Raw genomic sequence first — 14,360 nt, 5'->3', positions numbered from 1 at the left:
TCGAAGGAGCGGGAACAATGCCGAATGGTGACGTCACACATCTGGAGATCCCGGTGCGCGATTTCGGGGCGGCGAAGGACTTCTACGGCACGGTCTTCGGGTGGAACATCGCCGACGCACCGGGCTTCGACGACTACCCGATGTGGCAGGGGCCCAACGGGTCCAGCGGGGGCGCGCTGGTGAAGCGCTCGGACGACTTCACCCAACCGCGCAGCACGGTAGAGGTGGACTCGATCGACGATGTGCTCGCGAAGGTCGAGGCATCCGGCGGTCGCGTGCACACGCCGAAGAGCCCGATCACGGACACCAGCTGGTGGGCCGTGTTCGAGGACCCCGACGGCAATGTCATCGGCCTGTTCGAAGGCACGATGGGCTGACGCCTACTGGTGCGTCGTGCGCTCGATCGACATCACGAGGATGACGCGGTCGGCCTTGTTAGCCGGCGGCGTCGTGCTCGGATCGCCGTACCAATTCTGCAGGCGCACGTAGAACGCGCCCTCGGGGTCCGGGACGATCTCGACGAGCCGGCCGGCGATCTCGAGGTAGTGAACCGGGTTGTCGGGGTCGACGATCGACAGTGCCATCGACGGATTGCGCTTCAGGTTGCGGTACTTCTGGCGCTTCGTCGTGTGCGTGAACCGGACGTGCTCACCGTCGAACTCGAACCACATCGGCGTGACCTGTGCCGTGTCGTCGGGGCGGATCGTGCCGAGATGCCCGAACAGCGGCCGTTCGAGCAGGTCGCGGCGGCTGTCGGGGATGAGTGTGTCGATGTCGGTCATGCCTCCAGCATCCCAAACGCAGGTGGGGGGTGGCGCCGGGCTGTCGACGGTCGGCGGGATGTCGCTCCTCCTGATGCCGAGAACGCGGCGCCCCTGGGGGGCACCGCGTTCTCGTTGAGGGGTTGCGTGATCAGGCGCGGACCGCGAAGCCGCCGGTCCAGGCGACCTGCTCGCGGACGGCGAGCACCATCTGCAGGAACCCAAGGGCTTCCAGTTCCCGCGCCCGCTTCAGGGATCCCGCGTCGGCGATCGTCACGCCGCCGGCCGAGACGACCTCGGTGAGCCGGGCCTTGGCGGCCTCGTCGTCGCCGGCGATCACGACGGTGGTGGGCACGCCGCCCACCTCGCCGGACAGCAGCGTCGCCGCGAAGTTCGTGTTGAACGCCTTCACGACCCGCGCGCCGGGCAGTGCGGCCTGCAGCTCGGCGGCCGCGGAGCTGTCGGCGGGCACGGTCAGCGCGTCGAACGTGGCGAAGTCGACGGGGTTCGTGACATCCACCACGACCTTGCCGTCCAGCTGCTCGGCGTATGTCGCGATGACGTCGGCCAGCGCCGGGTGCGGGAGCGCGAGCACCACGATCTCGCCGGTGAGCGCGTCACCGAACGATCCGGCGGTGCCGCCGACCTGCGCCGCCAGCTGCTGCGCCTTCGTGATGTCGCGCGCGACGACCTGCACAGATGCGCCGCCCTTCGCCGCGATGCCGGCGATCGCGGAGCCCATGTTGCCGATGCCGATGATCGAGATGCGTGTCATTGGTCGTCCTCCAGACGAGTTATAAGTTGTAGTGACAACTAAATGGTCAACAGTGTTGTCGCGGCAAGTATTCCCGCCCGCCGTAGACTCGGGATGCCATGGCCTACCAGGTTCCCCGGATGAGCGAGCTCGAATCCCGAGCGTGGCTTTCGCTGGTGTGGACAGCGGAGCTGTTGCCGGCCGCGCTGGATGCGCAGTTGCAGGCGGAGTCGGGCATGACCCACTTCGAGTTCATCGTGCTCGGGACGCTGCGGCAGGCGAAGGGCTCGATGCTGCGCACGAAGGATCTGGCCGCCGCCGTCAACGCGACGATGCCACGTCTGTCGCGGGTGGTGGGCAAACTGGCCGCCCGCGGACTCGTCGAGCGCCTCGGCGGCGCGGGCGACGCGCGGGTCATCAACGTGCACTTGACCACGGCAGGGCGCCGGGCGCTCGTGCACGCCCTTCCCGATCACCTCGCGCTCGTCAAGAAGATCGTGATCGACCGGCTCGACGACGCCCAGCTGACGGCACTTGCAGACGTCCTCGAACCCCTCGTGCAGCGGTTGGACCCGCAGAATCGCGTGGGGTTCGCCGCTGCGCAGCACGCCTCCACTCCGGCAGGCGAGTGACCGGGCGTCAGGGACCGGCGAGCGCCGATCGCACGGCCGGCAGCACTTCGGTGGCCAGCAGTTCGATCGAGCGGAGAGTGTCGGCCTGAGGCAGCCCACCCAGCCCCACCTGGGCGAGGAAGCGGGAATGGCCGAGCATTTCGTGCTCCCACAGGATCTTGTCGACCATCTCCGCGGGACTTCCCGCGAACAGCGCGCCGCCCGGGCCCGCCCATGTCTCGAGCACATCGCGGTCCAGACGGCCGCCACGGGGCATGTTCTGCGCGAAGTAGGCCGCGTAATGCGGGAAGAACGCGTCCCGGGCGGCTTGCGAGGTCGCGGCGACGTGGAAGTGGGATGTCACCCCCACCGACGGGACCTCTCTGCCCGCGGCGACGGCGGCCTCGCGATGCATCTCGGCCAGTGCACGGAAACGCGGGGGCGCCCCGAGGATCGCGAGATACATCGGCAGACCCAGAGCGCCCGCCCGCACCGCCGACGCCGGCGTCCCGCCGACGGCGATCCACACCGGCAGACGCTCCTGCAGCGGGCGCGGCCATACGCCGGCGTCCACCAGGGGCGGTCGGGTCGAGCCGGACCATGTGACGGGGTTGCCGTCGCGCACCGCGAGCAGCAGGCCGAGGCGGTCCTCGAAGTACTCGTCGTAACGTCCCAGATCCTGCCCGAACAGCGGGAACGACTCGACATAGGCGCCACGGCCGGCGGTGATCTCCGCGCGACCGCCACTGAGCAGGTCGAGCGTGGCGAACTCCTCGAAAAGCCGCACGGGATCCGCACTGGAGAGCACCGAAACGGTGCTGGTGAGCCGGATGCGCTGCGTCTCGCGGGCGACGGCGGCGAGCACCGTCTGCGGCGACGACACCGCGAAGTCGGGACGATGGTGCTCGCCCACCCCGAACACGTCCAGTCCCGCCGCGTCCGCGACGCGGGCCCATTCCAGGATCTGCTCGAGACGCGTGCGCGGATCCGTCGGAGTGCCGAGGCCGGGCCGGGACAGCTCGCCGAACGTGAAGATCCCGATCTCGAACGGCGGGGCGACTGCCGGGGTCATGGCGTCGTGGCCGGGATGTGGGCAGCGAGGAAAGCGTGGACGTCGGCGAGCACGCGCGCGTCGATGCCGTGTCCGAGATCGGCATAACGGCGGACGGTCGGCGTCGTGTGCACGGGCAGCCAGGCATCGGTGCGTGTCACCGCGGACGCCGCGATCACCCGGTCATCGAGGCCGCGGCCGTCGAAGGCGGCGGGGCGGGTGCGTCGCAGTCGTTCGTCGCCGGGCTGCTCGCCTGCCTGCACGAACCCGCCGAGGATCACCGGGGCGAGCACGCGCTCCGGCGCGGTGCGCAGCAGCTGCGATGCCATGAGCCCACCCTGCGAGAAGCCGATCGGCACGATGCGCGCGGTGGCCGGCAGCGTGGCATCCACCCACGACCAGATAGCGTCGGCGGCCGCGGCCACGTCGGCGGGATCGGGATTGCCGGGCTCGCCGATGCGGAACCATGCATGACCGGCCGGGCCGACGACGATCGGCGCCCGCAGCGACGCCCACGGCATCCCGTCCGGCAGCACCGATGTCAGCGCGACGAGGTCCTGCTCGTTCGAGCCGTACCCGTGCAGGAAGACGGCGGTGGCGGCATCCGTCCCCCGATCCGGCGATGCGAGAGCGTGCAGCGTCATCGGTCGAGCAGTTCGTCGGCGTCGGCCCCGGGGAGCGCGACGGTGACCTGAGTGCCCCACGGGTCGGCGACGACGATCGCGCGTCCGTCATCGGCGAACGGCAGCGCATGGTGGGCGAGACGGGCCGCGAGCGCGTCGAGGTCGTCGCGGCCGGGCACGGTGATGGCGACATCGCCAAGCCCCAGGCCGGCGGCGCGCGGACCGGCTCCTGCGCTGTTCCAGGTGTTCATCGCGATGTGGTGGTGGTAGCCGCCGGCCGAGGCGAACAGGGCGCCCGGGTAGGTGCCGACCGTCGTCTCGAAACCGAGGGCGTCGACGTAGAACGCCCGCGCCGTGGGGATGTCGCCCACCTGGAGGTGAACGTGCCCGACCCGGCCCGACGTCTGCGCGACGGTGGCGACGGTGTTCTCGTCGAGGTGCCGTTGCAGGTAGGCGTTGGGATCGAGGTACAGGGTCGCCATCTGCAGCTCGCCGTCGCGGTACTGCCACTGCGAACGCTCGCGGTCGACGTACAGCTCGACACCGTTGCCCTCGGGGTCGGTGAAGTAGAACGCCTCGCTGACCAGATGGTCGCTCGACCCGGTGAACCGGCTGCGGGGGTCCTGCGCGGCGCGCAGCACGGTGGCGGCCAGGGCGGGGGCATCGTCGAACAGGAACGCCGTGTGGAACAGTCCGGCCTGACGCGGATCGACGGCGGGAAGCCCGGGCGTGGCCACGAGGCGGACCATGGGGGTCTGGCCGCGGCCCAGCACTCGGTGCACCTCGGTTCCGCGCGTGCGCTCCTCGATCGGCTCGAGCGCGAGCGCATTCGCGTAGTAGGACGACATCAGTTCGAGGTCTCCCACCCGCAGGGTGACGGCATCCATTCCGGTGTGCGTGTTGAGGACGCCATCGGGAGTGGGCGTGGCTTCGATCGTGGTCATGAGATCTCCGGGAGTGCGGTCGGTTTGTTGTATCTACAACATCACGCCGGTGCGGTTCATTCCCGGGGCTGACGCCGCCCCCCGGGTGCCGTCGAATGCGGGAGTTCGCTCACCGGTCGGAGTGGGAGTGATCAGCCTCCGCGTCGCGGATGCCGGCGGACACGGCCTTGCGGACGACCCAGTACAGGGCGTACAGGCCGACGGCGGCGACGGTCGTCGCGAACACGGCGGCGGTGATGGCATCCATGGCGCATACTCTCGCACACCGGCGGCGGCCGCGAGCGGTTGCGACGGTGGCGATGTGGCAGCGCGACGTGCGAGCCGTCAGGCGGCCGCGCAGTGGAAGCGCGCCCGCCCGCCGAGGCGTGGGGTCCGGGCGGGGTCCACCGTCGGGGGTGGGATGAACCAGACTCTGGCCGTCGTGCCGCGGCCCTCGATGCGGATCTCCCACCCGTTGTCGTGGATGCGATGATGGCACGATTCGCAGAGCAGGACGCCCTCGTCGATGTTCGTTCTGCCGTGGTCTCTGCGCCACCAGTTCAGATGATGGGCTTTCGTCATCCCGGGTGGCAGGTTGCACATCGCGCACCCGCCGTCGCGTTCGACGAGGGCGAAGCGCTGCGGCGGGGTGAACAGCCGCCTGGCCCTGCCCCAGTCCATGATCTCGGACTTGCCGTCCAGCACGACCGGGATGATCCCGGCGGTTGCGGCCACGTGGCGGGCGGCGGCGGGGGAGATCGGCTGGGTGATCCCGTCGATCTCGGCGAGCCCGACGCCGTCGGTGAGGGTCTCGAGTCTCATCCGCACCACGACGGTGGCCCCGCCCAGGGGCAGATCGGTGTGATCGCAGCTCAGCGCGTGTTCGGCGAGCTGGATCAGCGCGGCGGCCTGCCGCTGTTGCACCGTCGCGCGGATCGCATCATCGTCTCCGGCGGTGACATCGTCGCGGCTCTCTCGGAACGCGGCCGTCACCAGGCCCTCGATCGCCGCCTTCACGGGCGCACCGGTGACGATCTCCAGTTTCCCGTCCACATGCAGGAACCCGTCGCGTTCGTACAGGCGGAGATACTGCTCCCCGCGGCGATCGCGTTCTGCGGGTTCCACGCCGTCCTGATCCAGCCATGCCTCGGCATGAGTGATGAGCCTTCGCAGTTGATCCAGAGTGAGCCCCGGCGCGCGCTCGACGAGGGTCTGCTCTGCCCGATCGCGGTCCTCTGCACTCGAGCGGACGGCGACCCGCTCCAGCATCCCGATGATGAGACCCGCCGCCGCTTCGCCCAGGGCGCCGCGACGCATCCCGTCCGCGACATGGGGATGCTTGGCCGGCAGCGGCGCACCGGTCAGCGCCTGCCGCGGCGCTATAGCCTTGCCGACGGCCACGAGTCGCTTGGCCTGGCCAGCGCCGATCCCCGTCGTGGCGGCGATCAACGCGGACGGGTCGCGGTAGCCCTGCTGCTTCGCGAGCGAGTCCGCTCCGAGTTCGGGGCGGGATGCCCTATCGATCCCTGCCGCGACCTGGGCGCGGACCGTATCGAGACGCCGCCCCAGCGCGGCGAGCGCTGCGGTGACGGTGACCAGATGCGCCGTGTCGAGCTGCTCGGCGGGCACCGCCGCGCGCTCGGCATCGATCAACCAGGCGTGCCGCAGAGCGACCATCGCCTCGTCGAGTCCCGTCAGCGCGTCTTCCATGCTTCTATAGTACGCAGTTTCGAAGGTGGATCAAGCAAATGTTCGAATCTTGTCGAATCTGTGGAAGCGCGCTTCAGTGTCAGCGCTGGGGAGGAGCCGGATTACTCGTATATAGATCCGAAACAGTGGTTCGGTACCCCTACGCGAAGTCCCCCGCCGGCGCCATGTCCGCGAACCGGGAGAAGTGGCCCTGGAACGCTATCTCGATCGTCGCGGTGGGACCGTTGCGGTGTTTGGCGACGATGAGGTCGGCCTCGCCGGGGCGGCTGTCGGCGTCGTACACCGACTCGCGGTGCAGCAGGATCACCATGTCGGCATCCTGCTCGATCGACCCGGACTCGCGCAGATCGCTGACCTGCGGACGCTTGTCCTGCCGCTGCTCGGGACCACGGTTCAGCTGCGACAGCGCGATGACTGGGACCTGGAGCTCCTTCGCGAGCAGCTTCAGCGCGCGAGAGAACTCGCTGACCTCCTGCTGACGCGACTCGACCCGCTTACCCGACGACATCAGCTGCAGATAGTCGATCACCACCATCTTCAGGCCGACCCGCTGCTTGAGTCGCCGACACTTCGCCCGGATCTCGACGAGCGTCATGTTCGGGCTGTCGTCGATGTACAGCGGCGCGTCGTTGATGCGGCCACGAGTCGCGGCGACGGTCGTCCAGTCGCGCGAATCGAGCGTGCCCTTGCGCATGTTCTGCAGCGGGATCGCCCCCTCGGCGGCAAGCAGGCGCATAGCAATCTCGCTGCGCCCCATCTCGAGCGAGAAGAAGATCGCCGGCAGGTTGTGCTTGATCGCGGCCGCGCGCGCGAAGTCCAGCGCGAGCGTCGACTTGCCCATCGCGGGCCGCGCGGCGACGACGATCATCTGGCCGGGGTGCAGACCGTTCGTCAGGTCGTCGAGCTCGCGGAACCCGGTCGGGATGCCGGTCATCTGGCCGTCACGACCGCGTGCCGCCTCGATCTCGTCGACCGCAGCATCCACCGCCACCGTCAGCGGCACGTAGTCCTCGGATGCCTCGGTCCCGGTCACCCCGTAGATCTCGGCCTGCGCCGTGTTGACGAGGTCGAGGGCCTCGCCCTGGCCGGAGTACCCCATCTGCACGATGCGCGTGCCGGCCTCCACCAGGCGGCGCAGCAGTGCCCGCTCCGACACTATCGACGCGTAGTACCCGGCATTCGCCGCCGTCGGCACTATCGAGGTCAGCGTGTGCAGGTAGTCTGCACCGCCCGCGCGCTGCAGATCGCCGGTCTTGATCAGCTCGTCGGTGACCGTGATGACGTCCGTCGGCTCGCCGTGCGAGTACAGGTTGAGGATCGCCTCGAAGATCAGCTCATGCTTGGGGACGTAGAAGTCCGCTCCGCGCAGGCTCTCGATGACGTCGGCGACAGCATCCTTCGACAGCAGCATGCCGCCCAGCGCGCTCTGCTCGGCCAGCACGTCATGGGGAAGGGTCCGCTCGGTCTGGCGAGGCCCGCCCAACCGCTCGTCGGAAATGTCCGCGATCGACACGACGCTTTGTCCCCCTTCAGTTTTTCGGCCACGCACATGACACGCCCTGCACCGGTGCAATGGATGCCACAGCCGGCCGTGCTCACAGGAGAGCACGCGGCTCCGACATCCCTCTCGACAGTGAGATGCACCGGCTTCGGGATGGGCCAGACACCCACGGTAGAGATGACGTATCCGGGCTGCAACAGAGCCTGTGGATAACTATGTGGACAGCGTGCGAAAAACGCCGAGACACCTGTGCAGACTGCCTGTGGACAACACTTGTGTAATTCTCGATATCGCGATTTTTTTTGCAGTTTCACCTGGGGTTTGCCGTTCCACCGCCTGTGGATAGAAATGTGCTTTAAGCACGGGTTGAAGGTTGCCGGTTCCCACAGAGTTATGCACAATCACCGCGCTCGCGCGCGCTCGGGGGCCTGCGCGAGCGCGAATACCACAGCCACGGATCTTGGGTTGCCGCAATCGGCGGACACCGTCAATTCCCGCCGAGCCGGCGCCCCTGTGAAGAGACCCTGGACACGACGCCGCCAGCCGGGTATGGTCGGCAGTCCAGGCACCCTCAAGCACGGCGCACTGCTGCGCGCGTGGAGACGTTCGACGTCGGTGGGGAGGTGAGCGTGGACATTCCGTCGAGGATCGGCCGAGCCGTGTGGCTCGCGATCGCCGGAGTGGGCCTTGCGCTCGCCTGGGCCCTCATCGCCATCGTCTTCGGAGGGGGTGCCGCCGCCCACGCGGCCAGCGCGGACGACGACGCGCCCGGGTTCGGCCTGTCGACGCTGATCGGCGTCGTCGACGACGCCGCGCACGGGCTCACCGGCTCGGCGGGCGAGGTCACGGAAGGCGCTGCCCGCGCCGCGACGGATGCTGACATTCCCGTCACCATGACGACCCCAGTCGTTTCGCCGACCGCCCCGAAGGCCTCGACCGTCGTCGCCCACGCCCGTACCGACATCCAGCGCGCCCTTGGCGCCATCGGCTCCCGCGCGTCGACCACCCCGATCCTGCGTGCCGAGGTCGTGGACCCCGTCGCGCAGACTCCCGTGGTGAGCCGCCTCGTCGCGCCCCTCCATCTGATGACAGCCCTCACGTCGGCGGCCACGTCGGCCGTCGACGGCGTGCTCAGCGTCGCTGGCGGAGCGATCAACGACGTGGTGACGCCAATCACCGCGACCGCACCCGATGCACCGCTGCAGCTGCTCGTTCCGCTTGCCCCCGCTACCGCCGGCCCACCGGCATCCACGGGCCCATCCTGGGCGACGCTTCAGGCATGGTGGAGCGCTACGGCCTCGGCGGGCGCCCATTTCGTCACGACCGCCGCCGTCGCCACGGTGACGGCGGCGAGCGCAGCGCCGATGACCCTCTCCGCACTGTTCTCCCCGCCCGGCGTGAGCGCCGCGGTGGGTTCTTCGTCATCGGGTCCTGCGGGAGCGGGATCCGGCGCGGCCGCGCTGCTCACGGCGGGCCTTCTCTTCGCGCACCGTGCCTGGGTGCGAAGGGGACGGCCCGGCGACGACCTGTCGCCGGCTGCGCCCGTGTACGCCACGGACGTCTCCCCCGACTGATCGGGTCCCGGTCGCCCTATGGGGCGGCATGCCTTCGGCGCGCTCGCGCGCCGCACACCGATCAGTCCGAGGAGGACTCATGCACACGTACGTCAAGCGCGCCCTGCTGGGCACGCTCCTGGCCGGCGGCATCACGCTCGTCGGCGCCACGGTCGCCAATGCGGCCGAGACCTCGGGGGATGACGGGCTGCTGTCCGGCACCCAGGGGGTCGTCAGTGTCATCTCACCGGTGAGCCTCGGCGGCAACGCCGTCTCGCTCGTCGGAGACTCGTCGCAGTCAGCAAGCCCCAGCGCCTCGCCTGCGGCCGGGTCCACCACCACTCCCACCGCCGCCACGACCTCGGGTTCGGACGGCGCCGGTTCCGGCACGCAGGCCGTCGTTGGATTGAACGCACCGGTCACGGTGTCCGGCAACGCGGTATCCGTCGTGGGTGCGAGCAGTTCGCAAGGTGCCGCGCCGGCGGACACGGATGCCACGGTTGCGCCGAGAGCCGGGGACGGCCCCACGACCGACGGCACCGATTCCGTGGGCAGCGGCACACAGGTCGTCGCGCCCGTCACCGCACCGGTCACCGTCGGCGGCAACGCCGTCTCACTCGTCGGCGACAGCACCTCGAGCGCGGCACCGTCCGGCACGACGACCGGGACCGGCGACACGCCCGCCCTAGCGGGCGCGGGGCCGGCCACGAGCGGCGCCGACGGGGCACTCGGCGGCACACAGGTCGTCGCGCCCGTCACCGCACCGGTCACCGTCGGCGGCAACGCCGTCTCACTCGTCGGCGACAGCACCTCGAGCGCGGCACCGTCCGGCACGACGACCGGGACCGGCGACACGCCCGCCGCAGCGGGCGCGGGGCCGGCCACGAGCGGCGCCGACGGGGCACTCAGCGGCACACAGGTGATCGCGCCGATCGCGGCACCGGTGACAGCTACCGGTAACGCCGTTTCGCTGCTCGGCGAGAGCGTGACGCCGGGCACCATCACGACGCCCGGCACCATCACGACGCCCGGCACCGTGACCGCGCCATTTGTACCGGTGGCGACACCAGGCGTCACGATCACGGCCGGACCGGAGGGCCGGCTCGCCCGGGCCATGCTTGCCCCGTCGCAGCCACTCGCCGTCGGTGACGCCACGGTGTCGGTCCTGACCGGCGCCGTCGTCGATGACCCGAGCCCCGGCATCCCCACCGCTCCGGTCCAGCCGGCGCCGGGGGTCCGGCCCACGCCGAGCGGTGCGCCGGCACCGACCGGTGTCATGGCGCCCTCCGGCGTCCCGGCGCCCTCGGGCGTCATGGGCGCCGCGACGGCAGTCGGCGGCGAACTCGCCGCCACCGGCGGAGCGTTTCCCACCACTGCCCTGGCACTCGGGGCAGTGCTGCTGACCCTCGGCATGCTCAGCGTGCTGAGGCGCCGCGCGGCGTGATCCCTGGGGCGGCCACCCCAGCGCCGCCCCCGCGCCGCCAGGATGCCGCGGCCCGCCCCTCCCCAGAGGGCCGGTCGCGGCATCCGTCATGCCCCTGCGCCAGCCGCACTCAGCATCATCCCGGTCCTTCTGACTACAATTCCTCGTGGTGCCCTCTCGCAGGGGACCACCGCTGCCGAACGGCGGGACGGGTCCGCCCGATCCGCCGCCGGCACGGAAGGGGGAGGCGATGATCGCAGCTCCCGGGCCGCGTGAACACGCGGCGCCGCGGGCAACGGCGACCACGCCGGGGCCATCGTGGCGGGCTGGGGCCGCCGTCCAGACGACCGCGAGGTCCCTCCGCTGAGGAGCAGCACCATGCCGAACGCCACGACGATCGCCGCCACCATCCGTGCGGACGGCTCGGCGACACTCGAGGTCGACGGCCGCGTCGAAAGCATCGCGACGACCCGCCACGAGGATGCCCGCCGCGAGATCGTCCATCGCGCCGCGCTGGCCGCGGCATCCCTGGGCACCTCGGTCCCGGTGACGGTCGTCGAACCCGACGCCGCGGTGCACCTGCTGGTCGGCGCCGACGGGTCGATGACGGTGATCGAAGACGTCCCGGCCCCCGTGGACGCCGCATCCGGGGCAACCGTGCCGCCGTCCGCGCTGGACGTGGATGCCGCGCCCTCCGCACCGCATCTCGTGCCGCCCACGCTCCCGGTACCGCATCTCGCGCCGGCCACCCTGCCCGCTCCTCTTTACGTGCCGGACATGCCGCCTGTGCCGCAGGCCGTGCCGCAGGCGCATGTCGTGCCGCCGGTGCCCCCCGCACCGGTGGCGGCCCCGCGGGAGGCCACACCGGAGGCATCCGGGACCCTCCCGCCGACGGCGGACCCCGAGGCCGCCTCGGGCGTGCCGGAGGCCTTCGAGGACCTTCTGGCACCCGCAGACCCGGACTCCTCTCCAGAGGCCCTCGCCGGCCTCCTGGCCCCGGAGGACACCGAACCCGCCGGGACCGACGCGCGCCTCGCGACGCGGCGGTCGTTCCTGCAGCACGAAACGGTGGAGAAGCCGGCGACGAAGGGCTGGCGGGGGGCGCTCGTGGGGCTGGGCGTGCGGGTGTCGCCCAGCGCGCAGGAGCGCGCCGAGCGCGCCGATCTTCGCGCGGTATCGCAGCACTGGCCGGGTCCGCGCACTATCGCCGTGGTCAACGGCAAAGGCGGGGCGGGGAAGACCCCCACGACGATCAACCTCGCGGCGGTGTTCGCACGCCACGGCGGTGCCGGCGTGCTGGCGTGGGACAACAACCAGACCCGCGGCACGCTCGGATGGCGCACGGAGAAAGGCCCGCACGACTCGACGCTGCTCGAGCTGCTGCCCCAGACCGACCGGCTGCTGGGAACGAGCGCGCAGTCCGCGGATCTCGCGTCATTCGTGCACCATCAGACCGCTGACAAATACGACGTGCTGCGCTCGAAGCCCGCGGTGCTCGCCAGCGAGCAGCGGATCACCGCGGCCGACGTTTCGAGCATCCACGCCGTCGCCGCCAAGTATTACCGGCTGATAGTGATCGACTCCGGCAACGACGAGACCGACCCGCTGTGGCTGCAGATGGTCGATCACGCCGACCAGCTCGTGATCGCCACGACGACCCGCGACGACCATGCCGAGGCCGGAGCGCTCCTCCTGGAGGCCCTGGCCGAGCGCGATGCGCGGTCGGCGCAACTGGCCTCGGAGGCGGTGGCGGTGGTCACGCAGGCGGATTCGAAGGCGACGGATGCCGATATCCGGCACGTCGCGGACGGGTTCCGCGCCATAGCGCGCGAGGTCGTCACGATCCCATTCGATCCGACGCTCGTCGACGGCATCATCACGTTCGAGGCGCTGCGGCCCGCGACCCGTCGCGCATGGCTCGCCGCAGCCGCGGCCATCGCGCGCGGGCTCTGACCTTCACACGACTGCGCCAGTTCGCGGCATCCGCTGCGCCGATTCGTGGCGCGGATGCTGGGAACTGGCGCAGACGCGGTACGCGGCGCCGCGCGGATGCTGAAAACTGGCGCAGACGCGGTGCGTGCGCCCCCGCGCCCACGCGAAGGGCCGCCGACCCGGAGGTCGACGGCCCGCACGCGGATCGCTGCGCTACTTGGCGGCGACGACTTGCAGCGCGATCACGGCGGTCAGATCGTCGCGCAGACGCACCGTCGCCTCGTGCTCACCGGTCGCCTTGATCGGCGAGGTGATGTGGATCTTGCGCTTGTCGAGGTCGCCCAGACCCGCGGCCTTGACCGCGTCGGCGATGTCGCCGGTCTTGACGGCGCCGAACAGGCGTCCCTCGGCGCCGGCCTTGACGGCCAGGCGGACCTTGTGGGACTCGATGGCGTCCTTCAACGCCACGGCCTCCTCGTGGTCGTGGATGGCGCGCGCGTCGCGGGCGGCGCGGATCGACGCCACCTGCTTCTCGCCGCCGCGGCTCCACGCCACAGCGAAGCCCTGCGGGATGAGGTAGTTGCGGGCGTACCCGCTCTTGACCTCGACCACGTCACCGGCGCTCCCGAGCCCGGCGACCTCATTCGTGAGAATCAGCTTTGCCATTGCGGTGCTCCTTAGCGGCCGGCGCCGGCGTAGGGCAGGAGCGCCATCTCGCGCGCGTTCTTGATCGCGCGGGCGATGAGGCGCTGCTCCTGCACGGAGACACCGGTGATGCGACGGGCGCGGATCTTGCCGCGCTCCGAGATGAACTTGCGGAGGGTGGCGACGTCCTTGTAGTCAATGACGCCGACCCGGATCGACTTCGCGGGAGCGGCGTTCTTCGCGCCCTTCCGCGGCTTGCGGCGGTCGCCGCTCGACTTTCCAGCCATGTTGTTTCCTTAGATCTGATGAGAATGTGAGGGATGCCTCGGCGCGGCGCGCTTCGCCCACGCGCTCAGCGCGCGGGTTCGCTCAGCGCCGGCTCAGAAGGGCGTGTCGTCGCCGTAGCTGCCGGGAGTGCTCCAGGCGTCGGCGCCCGACGACGAGCCGGGGGTCGCCCACGGCTCCTCGGAGACCTGCTGACGCGACGCGCCGCCGCCGCCGGAGGACGCCGCGCGGGTGACCTGTGCGGTCGCGTAGCGCAGCGACGGGCCGATCTCGTCGACCTCCAGCTCGATGGCGGTGCGGTTGTTGCCCTCGCGGTCCTGGTAGGAGCGCTGCTTGAGCCGCCCGGTCGCGATGACGCGCATGCCCTTGGTCAGCGAGCCCGCGACGTGCTCCGCGAACTCGCGCCACACGCTCGCGCGGAGGAACAGCGCTTCGCCGTCCTTCCACTCGTTCGCCTGACGGTCAAACGTGCGCGGCGTCGATGCGATCGTGAAGTTCGCAACCGGCAGTCCGGACTGGGTGTACCGCAGCTCCGGGTCTGCCGTGAGGTTCCCTACGACGGTGATGATCGTCTCGCCGGCCATCGTC

Annotated in this window: 16 protein-coding genes; 5 read left to right on the top strand and 11 right to left on the bottom strand. The window is 70.4% G+C overall.

Going from position 1 to position 14,360, the window contains the following annotated elements; translation table 11 throughout:
• Positions 1-17 precede the first annotated feature (17 nt).
• On the top strand, positions 18-377 hold the full coding sequence (locus GH740_RS03525; protein WP_153744642.1) for a VOC family protein: 360 nt from the start codon (positions 18-20) through the stop codon (positions 375-377).
• Positions 378-380: 3 nt separating this feature from the next.
• On the opposite strand, the gene GH740_RS03520 is transcribed toward GH740_RS03525, so the two are convergent.
• Together GH740_RS03520 and GH740_RS03515 are read right to left on the bottom strand one after the other, a co-directional pair.
• On the bottom strand, positions 381-782 hold the full coding sequence (locus tag GH740_RS03520) for a PPOX class F420-dependent oxidoreductase (RefSeq protein ID WP_153744641.1): 402 nt from the start codon (positions 780-782) through the stop codon (positions 381-383).
• A gap of 130 nt (positions 783-912) precedes the next feature.
• Complete coding sequence (locus GH740_RS03515) at positions 913-1,536, bottom strand: NADPH-dependent F420 reductase (protein WP_153744640.1); 624 nt, start codon at positions 1,534-1,536, stop codon at positions 913-915.
• 119 nt (positions 1,537-1,655) lie between these two features.
• Between GH740_RS03515 and GH740_RS03510 the strand changes: the two genes are divergently transcribed.
• The gene (locus tag GH740_RS03510; protein WP_172978270.1) at positions 1,656-2,147 is read left to right on the top strand and encodes a MarR family winged helix-turn-helix transcriptional regulator; all 492 of its coding nucleotides are present in this window, start codon (positions 1,656-1,658) and stop codon (positions 2,145-2,147) included.
• Positions 2,148-2,154: 7 nt separating this feature from the next.
• Here GH740_RS03510 and GH740_RS03505 read toward each other — a convergent pair whose 3' ends face one another.
• From GH740_RS03505 to dnaB, 6 genes are all read right to left on the bottom strand, one after another.
• Positions 2,155-3,198, bottom strand: coding sequence for an LLM class flavin-dependent oxidoreductase (locus GH740_RS03505; protein ID WP_153744638.1), 1,044 nt, complete (start codon positions 3,196-3,198; stop codon positions 2,155-2,157).
• Entirely contained in the window at positions 3,195-3,821 is a 627-nt protein-coding gene (locus GH740_RS03500; protein ID WP_153744637.1) for an alpha/beta hydrolase, read from the bottom strand. The genes GH740_RS03505 and GH740_RS03500 overlap by 4 nt, the downstream gene beginning before the upstream one ends.
• A complete protein-coding gene (locus tag GH740_RS03495; protein ID WP_153744636.1) occupies positions 3,818-4,744 on the bottom strand; it encodes a VOC family protein in 927 nt (308 codons plus the stop codon). The genes GH740_RS03500 and GH740_RS03495 overlap by 4 nt, the downstream gene beginning before the upstream one ends.
• A gap of 109 nt (positions 4,745-4,853) precedes the next feature.
• Positions 4,854-4,991, bottom strand: coding sequence for a hypothetical protein (locus GH740_RS13855; protein WP_172978269.1), 138 nt, complete (start codon positions 4,989-4,991; stop codon positions 4,854-4,856).
• A 77-nt stretch (positions 4,992-5,068) separates the two neighbouring features.
• A complete protein-coding gene (locus GH740_RS03490; RefSeq protein ID WP_153744635.1) occupies positions 5,069-6,433 on the bottom strand; it encodes a DUF222 domain-containing protein in 1,365 nt (454 codons plus the stop codon).
• Between the two features lie 139 nt (positions 6,434-6,572).
• On the bottom strand, positions 6,573-7,946 hold the full coding sequence (gene dnaB, locus GH740_RS03485) for a replicative DNA helicase (protein WP_367640522.1): 1,374 nt from the start codon (positions 7,944-7,946) through the stop codon (positions 6,573-6,575).
• A gap of 617 nt (positions 7,947-8,563) precedes the next feature.
• Here dnaB and GH740_RS03480 point away from each other — a divergent pair.
• The 3 genes from GH740_RS03480 to GH740_RS03470 all read left to right on the top strand — a co-directional run bounded on the left by GH740_RS03480 (position 8,564) and on the right by GH740_RS03470 (position 12,863).
• Positions 8,564-9,508 (top strand): hypothetical protein, encoded by a 945-nt coding sequence (locus GH740_RS03480; protein ID WP_153744634.1) that lies wholly within the window; start codon positions 8,564-8,566, stop codon positions 9,506-9,508.
• Positions 9,509-9,587: 79 nt separating this feature from the next.
• On the top strand, positions 9,588-10,931 hold the full coding sequence (locus GH740_RS03475) for a hypothetical protein (RefSeq protein WP_153744633.1): 1,344 nt from the start codon (positions 9,588-9,590) through the stop codon (positions 10,929-10,931).
• A 357-nt stretch (positions 10,932-11,288) separates the two neighbouring features.
• Complete coding sequence (locus GH740_RS03470; RefSeq protein ID WP_153744632.1) at positions 11,289-12,863, top strand: AAA family ATPase; 1,575 nt, start codon at positions 11,289-11,291, stop codon at positions 12,861-12,863.
• 192 nt (positions 12,864-13,055) lie between these two features.
• Here the strand turns inward: GH740_RS03470 and rplI are convergent, their stop codons facing one another.
• From rplI to GH740_RS03455, 3 genes are all read right to left on the bottom strand, one after another.
• Positions 13,056-13,508 (bottom strand): 50S ribosomal protein L9, encoded by a 453-nt coding sequence (gene rplI / locus GH740_RS03465; protein ID WP_153744631.1) that lies wholly within the window; start codon positions 13,506-13,508, stop codon positions 13,056-13,058.
• An 11-nt stretch (positions 13,509-13,519) separates the two neighbouring features.
• Positions 13,520-13,774 carry a 30S ribosomal protein S18 gene (rpsR, locus tag GH740_RS03460; RefSeq protein ID WP_029146075.1) on the bottom strand — a complete coding sequence of 85 codons (255 nt, stop codon included), beginning with the start codon at positions 13,772-13,774 and terminating at the stop codon, positions 13,520-13,522.
• 93 nt (positions 13,775-13,867) lie between these two features.
• Positions 13,868-14,356, bottom strand: coding sequence for a single-stranded DNA-binding protein (locus GH740_RS03455; RefSeq protein WP_153744630.1), 489 nt, complete (start codon positions 14,354-14,356; stop codon positions 13,868-13,870).
• Between the last annotated feature and the right edge of the window lie 4 nt (positions 14,357-14,360).

The sequence above is a fragment of the Microbacterium sp. SYP-A9085 genome (assembly GCF_009649635.1).
Lineage (GTDB): Bacteria > Actinomycetota > Actinomycetes > Actinomycetales > Microbacteriaceae > Microbacterium.
Note: the sequence above shows the minus strand (reverse complement) of the source record. Positions and strands in the feature narration are given on the sequence as shown.

Coding starts and splice junctions, on each gene's coding strand:
- GH740_RS03505 (WP_153744638.1), bottom strand. CDS start 3,198: ATGACCCCGGCAGTCGCCCCGCCGTTCGAGATCGGGATCTTCACGTTC.
- GH740_RS03470 (WP_153744632.1), top strand. CDS start 11,289: ATGCCGAACGCCACGACGATCGCCGCCACCATCCGTGCGGACGGCTCG.
- GH740_RS03520 (WP_153744641.1), bottom strand. CDS start 782: ATGACCGACATCGACACACTCATCCCCGACAGCCGCCGCGACCTGCTC.
- GH740_RS03510 (WP_172978270.1), top strand. CDS start 1,656: ATGAGCGAGCTCGAATCCCGAGCGTGGCTTTCGCTGGTGTGGACAGCG.
- GH740_RS03525 (WP_153744642.1), top strand. CDS start 18: ATGCCGAATGGTGACGTCACACATCTGGAGATCCCGGTGCGCGATTTC.
- GH740_RS03495 (WP_153744636.1), bottom strand. CDS start 4,744: ATGACCACGATCGAAGCCACGCCCACTCCCGATGGCGTCCTCAACACG.
- GH740_RS03500 (WP_153744637.1), bottom strand. CDS start 3,821: ATGACGCTGCACGCTCTCGCATCGCCGGATCGGGGGACGGATGCCGCC.
- GH740_RS03515 (WP_153744640.1), bottom strand. CDS start 1,536: ATGACACGCATCTCGATCATCGGCATCGGCAACATGGGCTCCGCGATC.
- rpsR (WP_029146075.1), bottom strand. CDS start 13,774: ATGGCTGGAAAGTCGAGCGGCGACCGCCGCAAGCCGCGGAAGGGCGCG.
- GH740_RS03455 (WP_153744630.1), bottom strand. CDS start 14,356: ATGGCCGGCGAGACGATCATCACCGTCGTAGGGAACCTCACGGCAGAC.
- rplI (WP_153744631.1), bottom strand. CDS start 13,508: ATGGCAAAGCTGATTCTCACGAATGAGGTCGCCGGGCTCGGGAGCGCC.
- GH740_RS03490 (WP_153744635.1), bottom strand. CDS start 6,433: ATGGAAGACGCGCTGACGGGACTCGACGAGGCGATGGTCGCTCTGCGG.
- GH740_RS13855 (WP_172978269.1), bottom strand. CDS start 4,991: ATGGATGCCATCACCGCCGCCGTGTTCGCGACGACCGTCGCCGCCGTC.
- GH740_RS03475 (WP_153744633.1), top strand. CDS start 9,588: ATGCACACGTACGTCAAGCGCGCCCTGCTGGGCACGCTCCTGGCCGGC.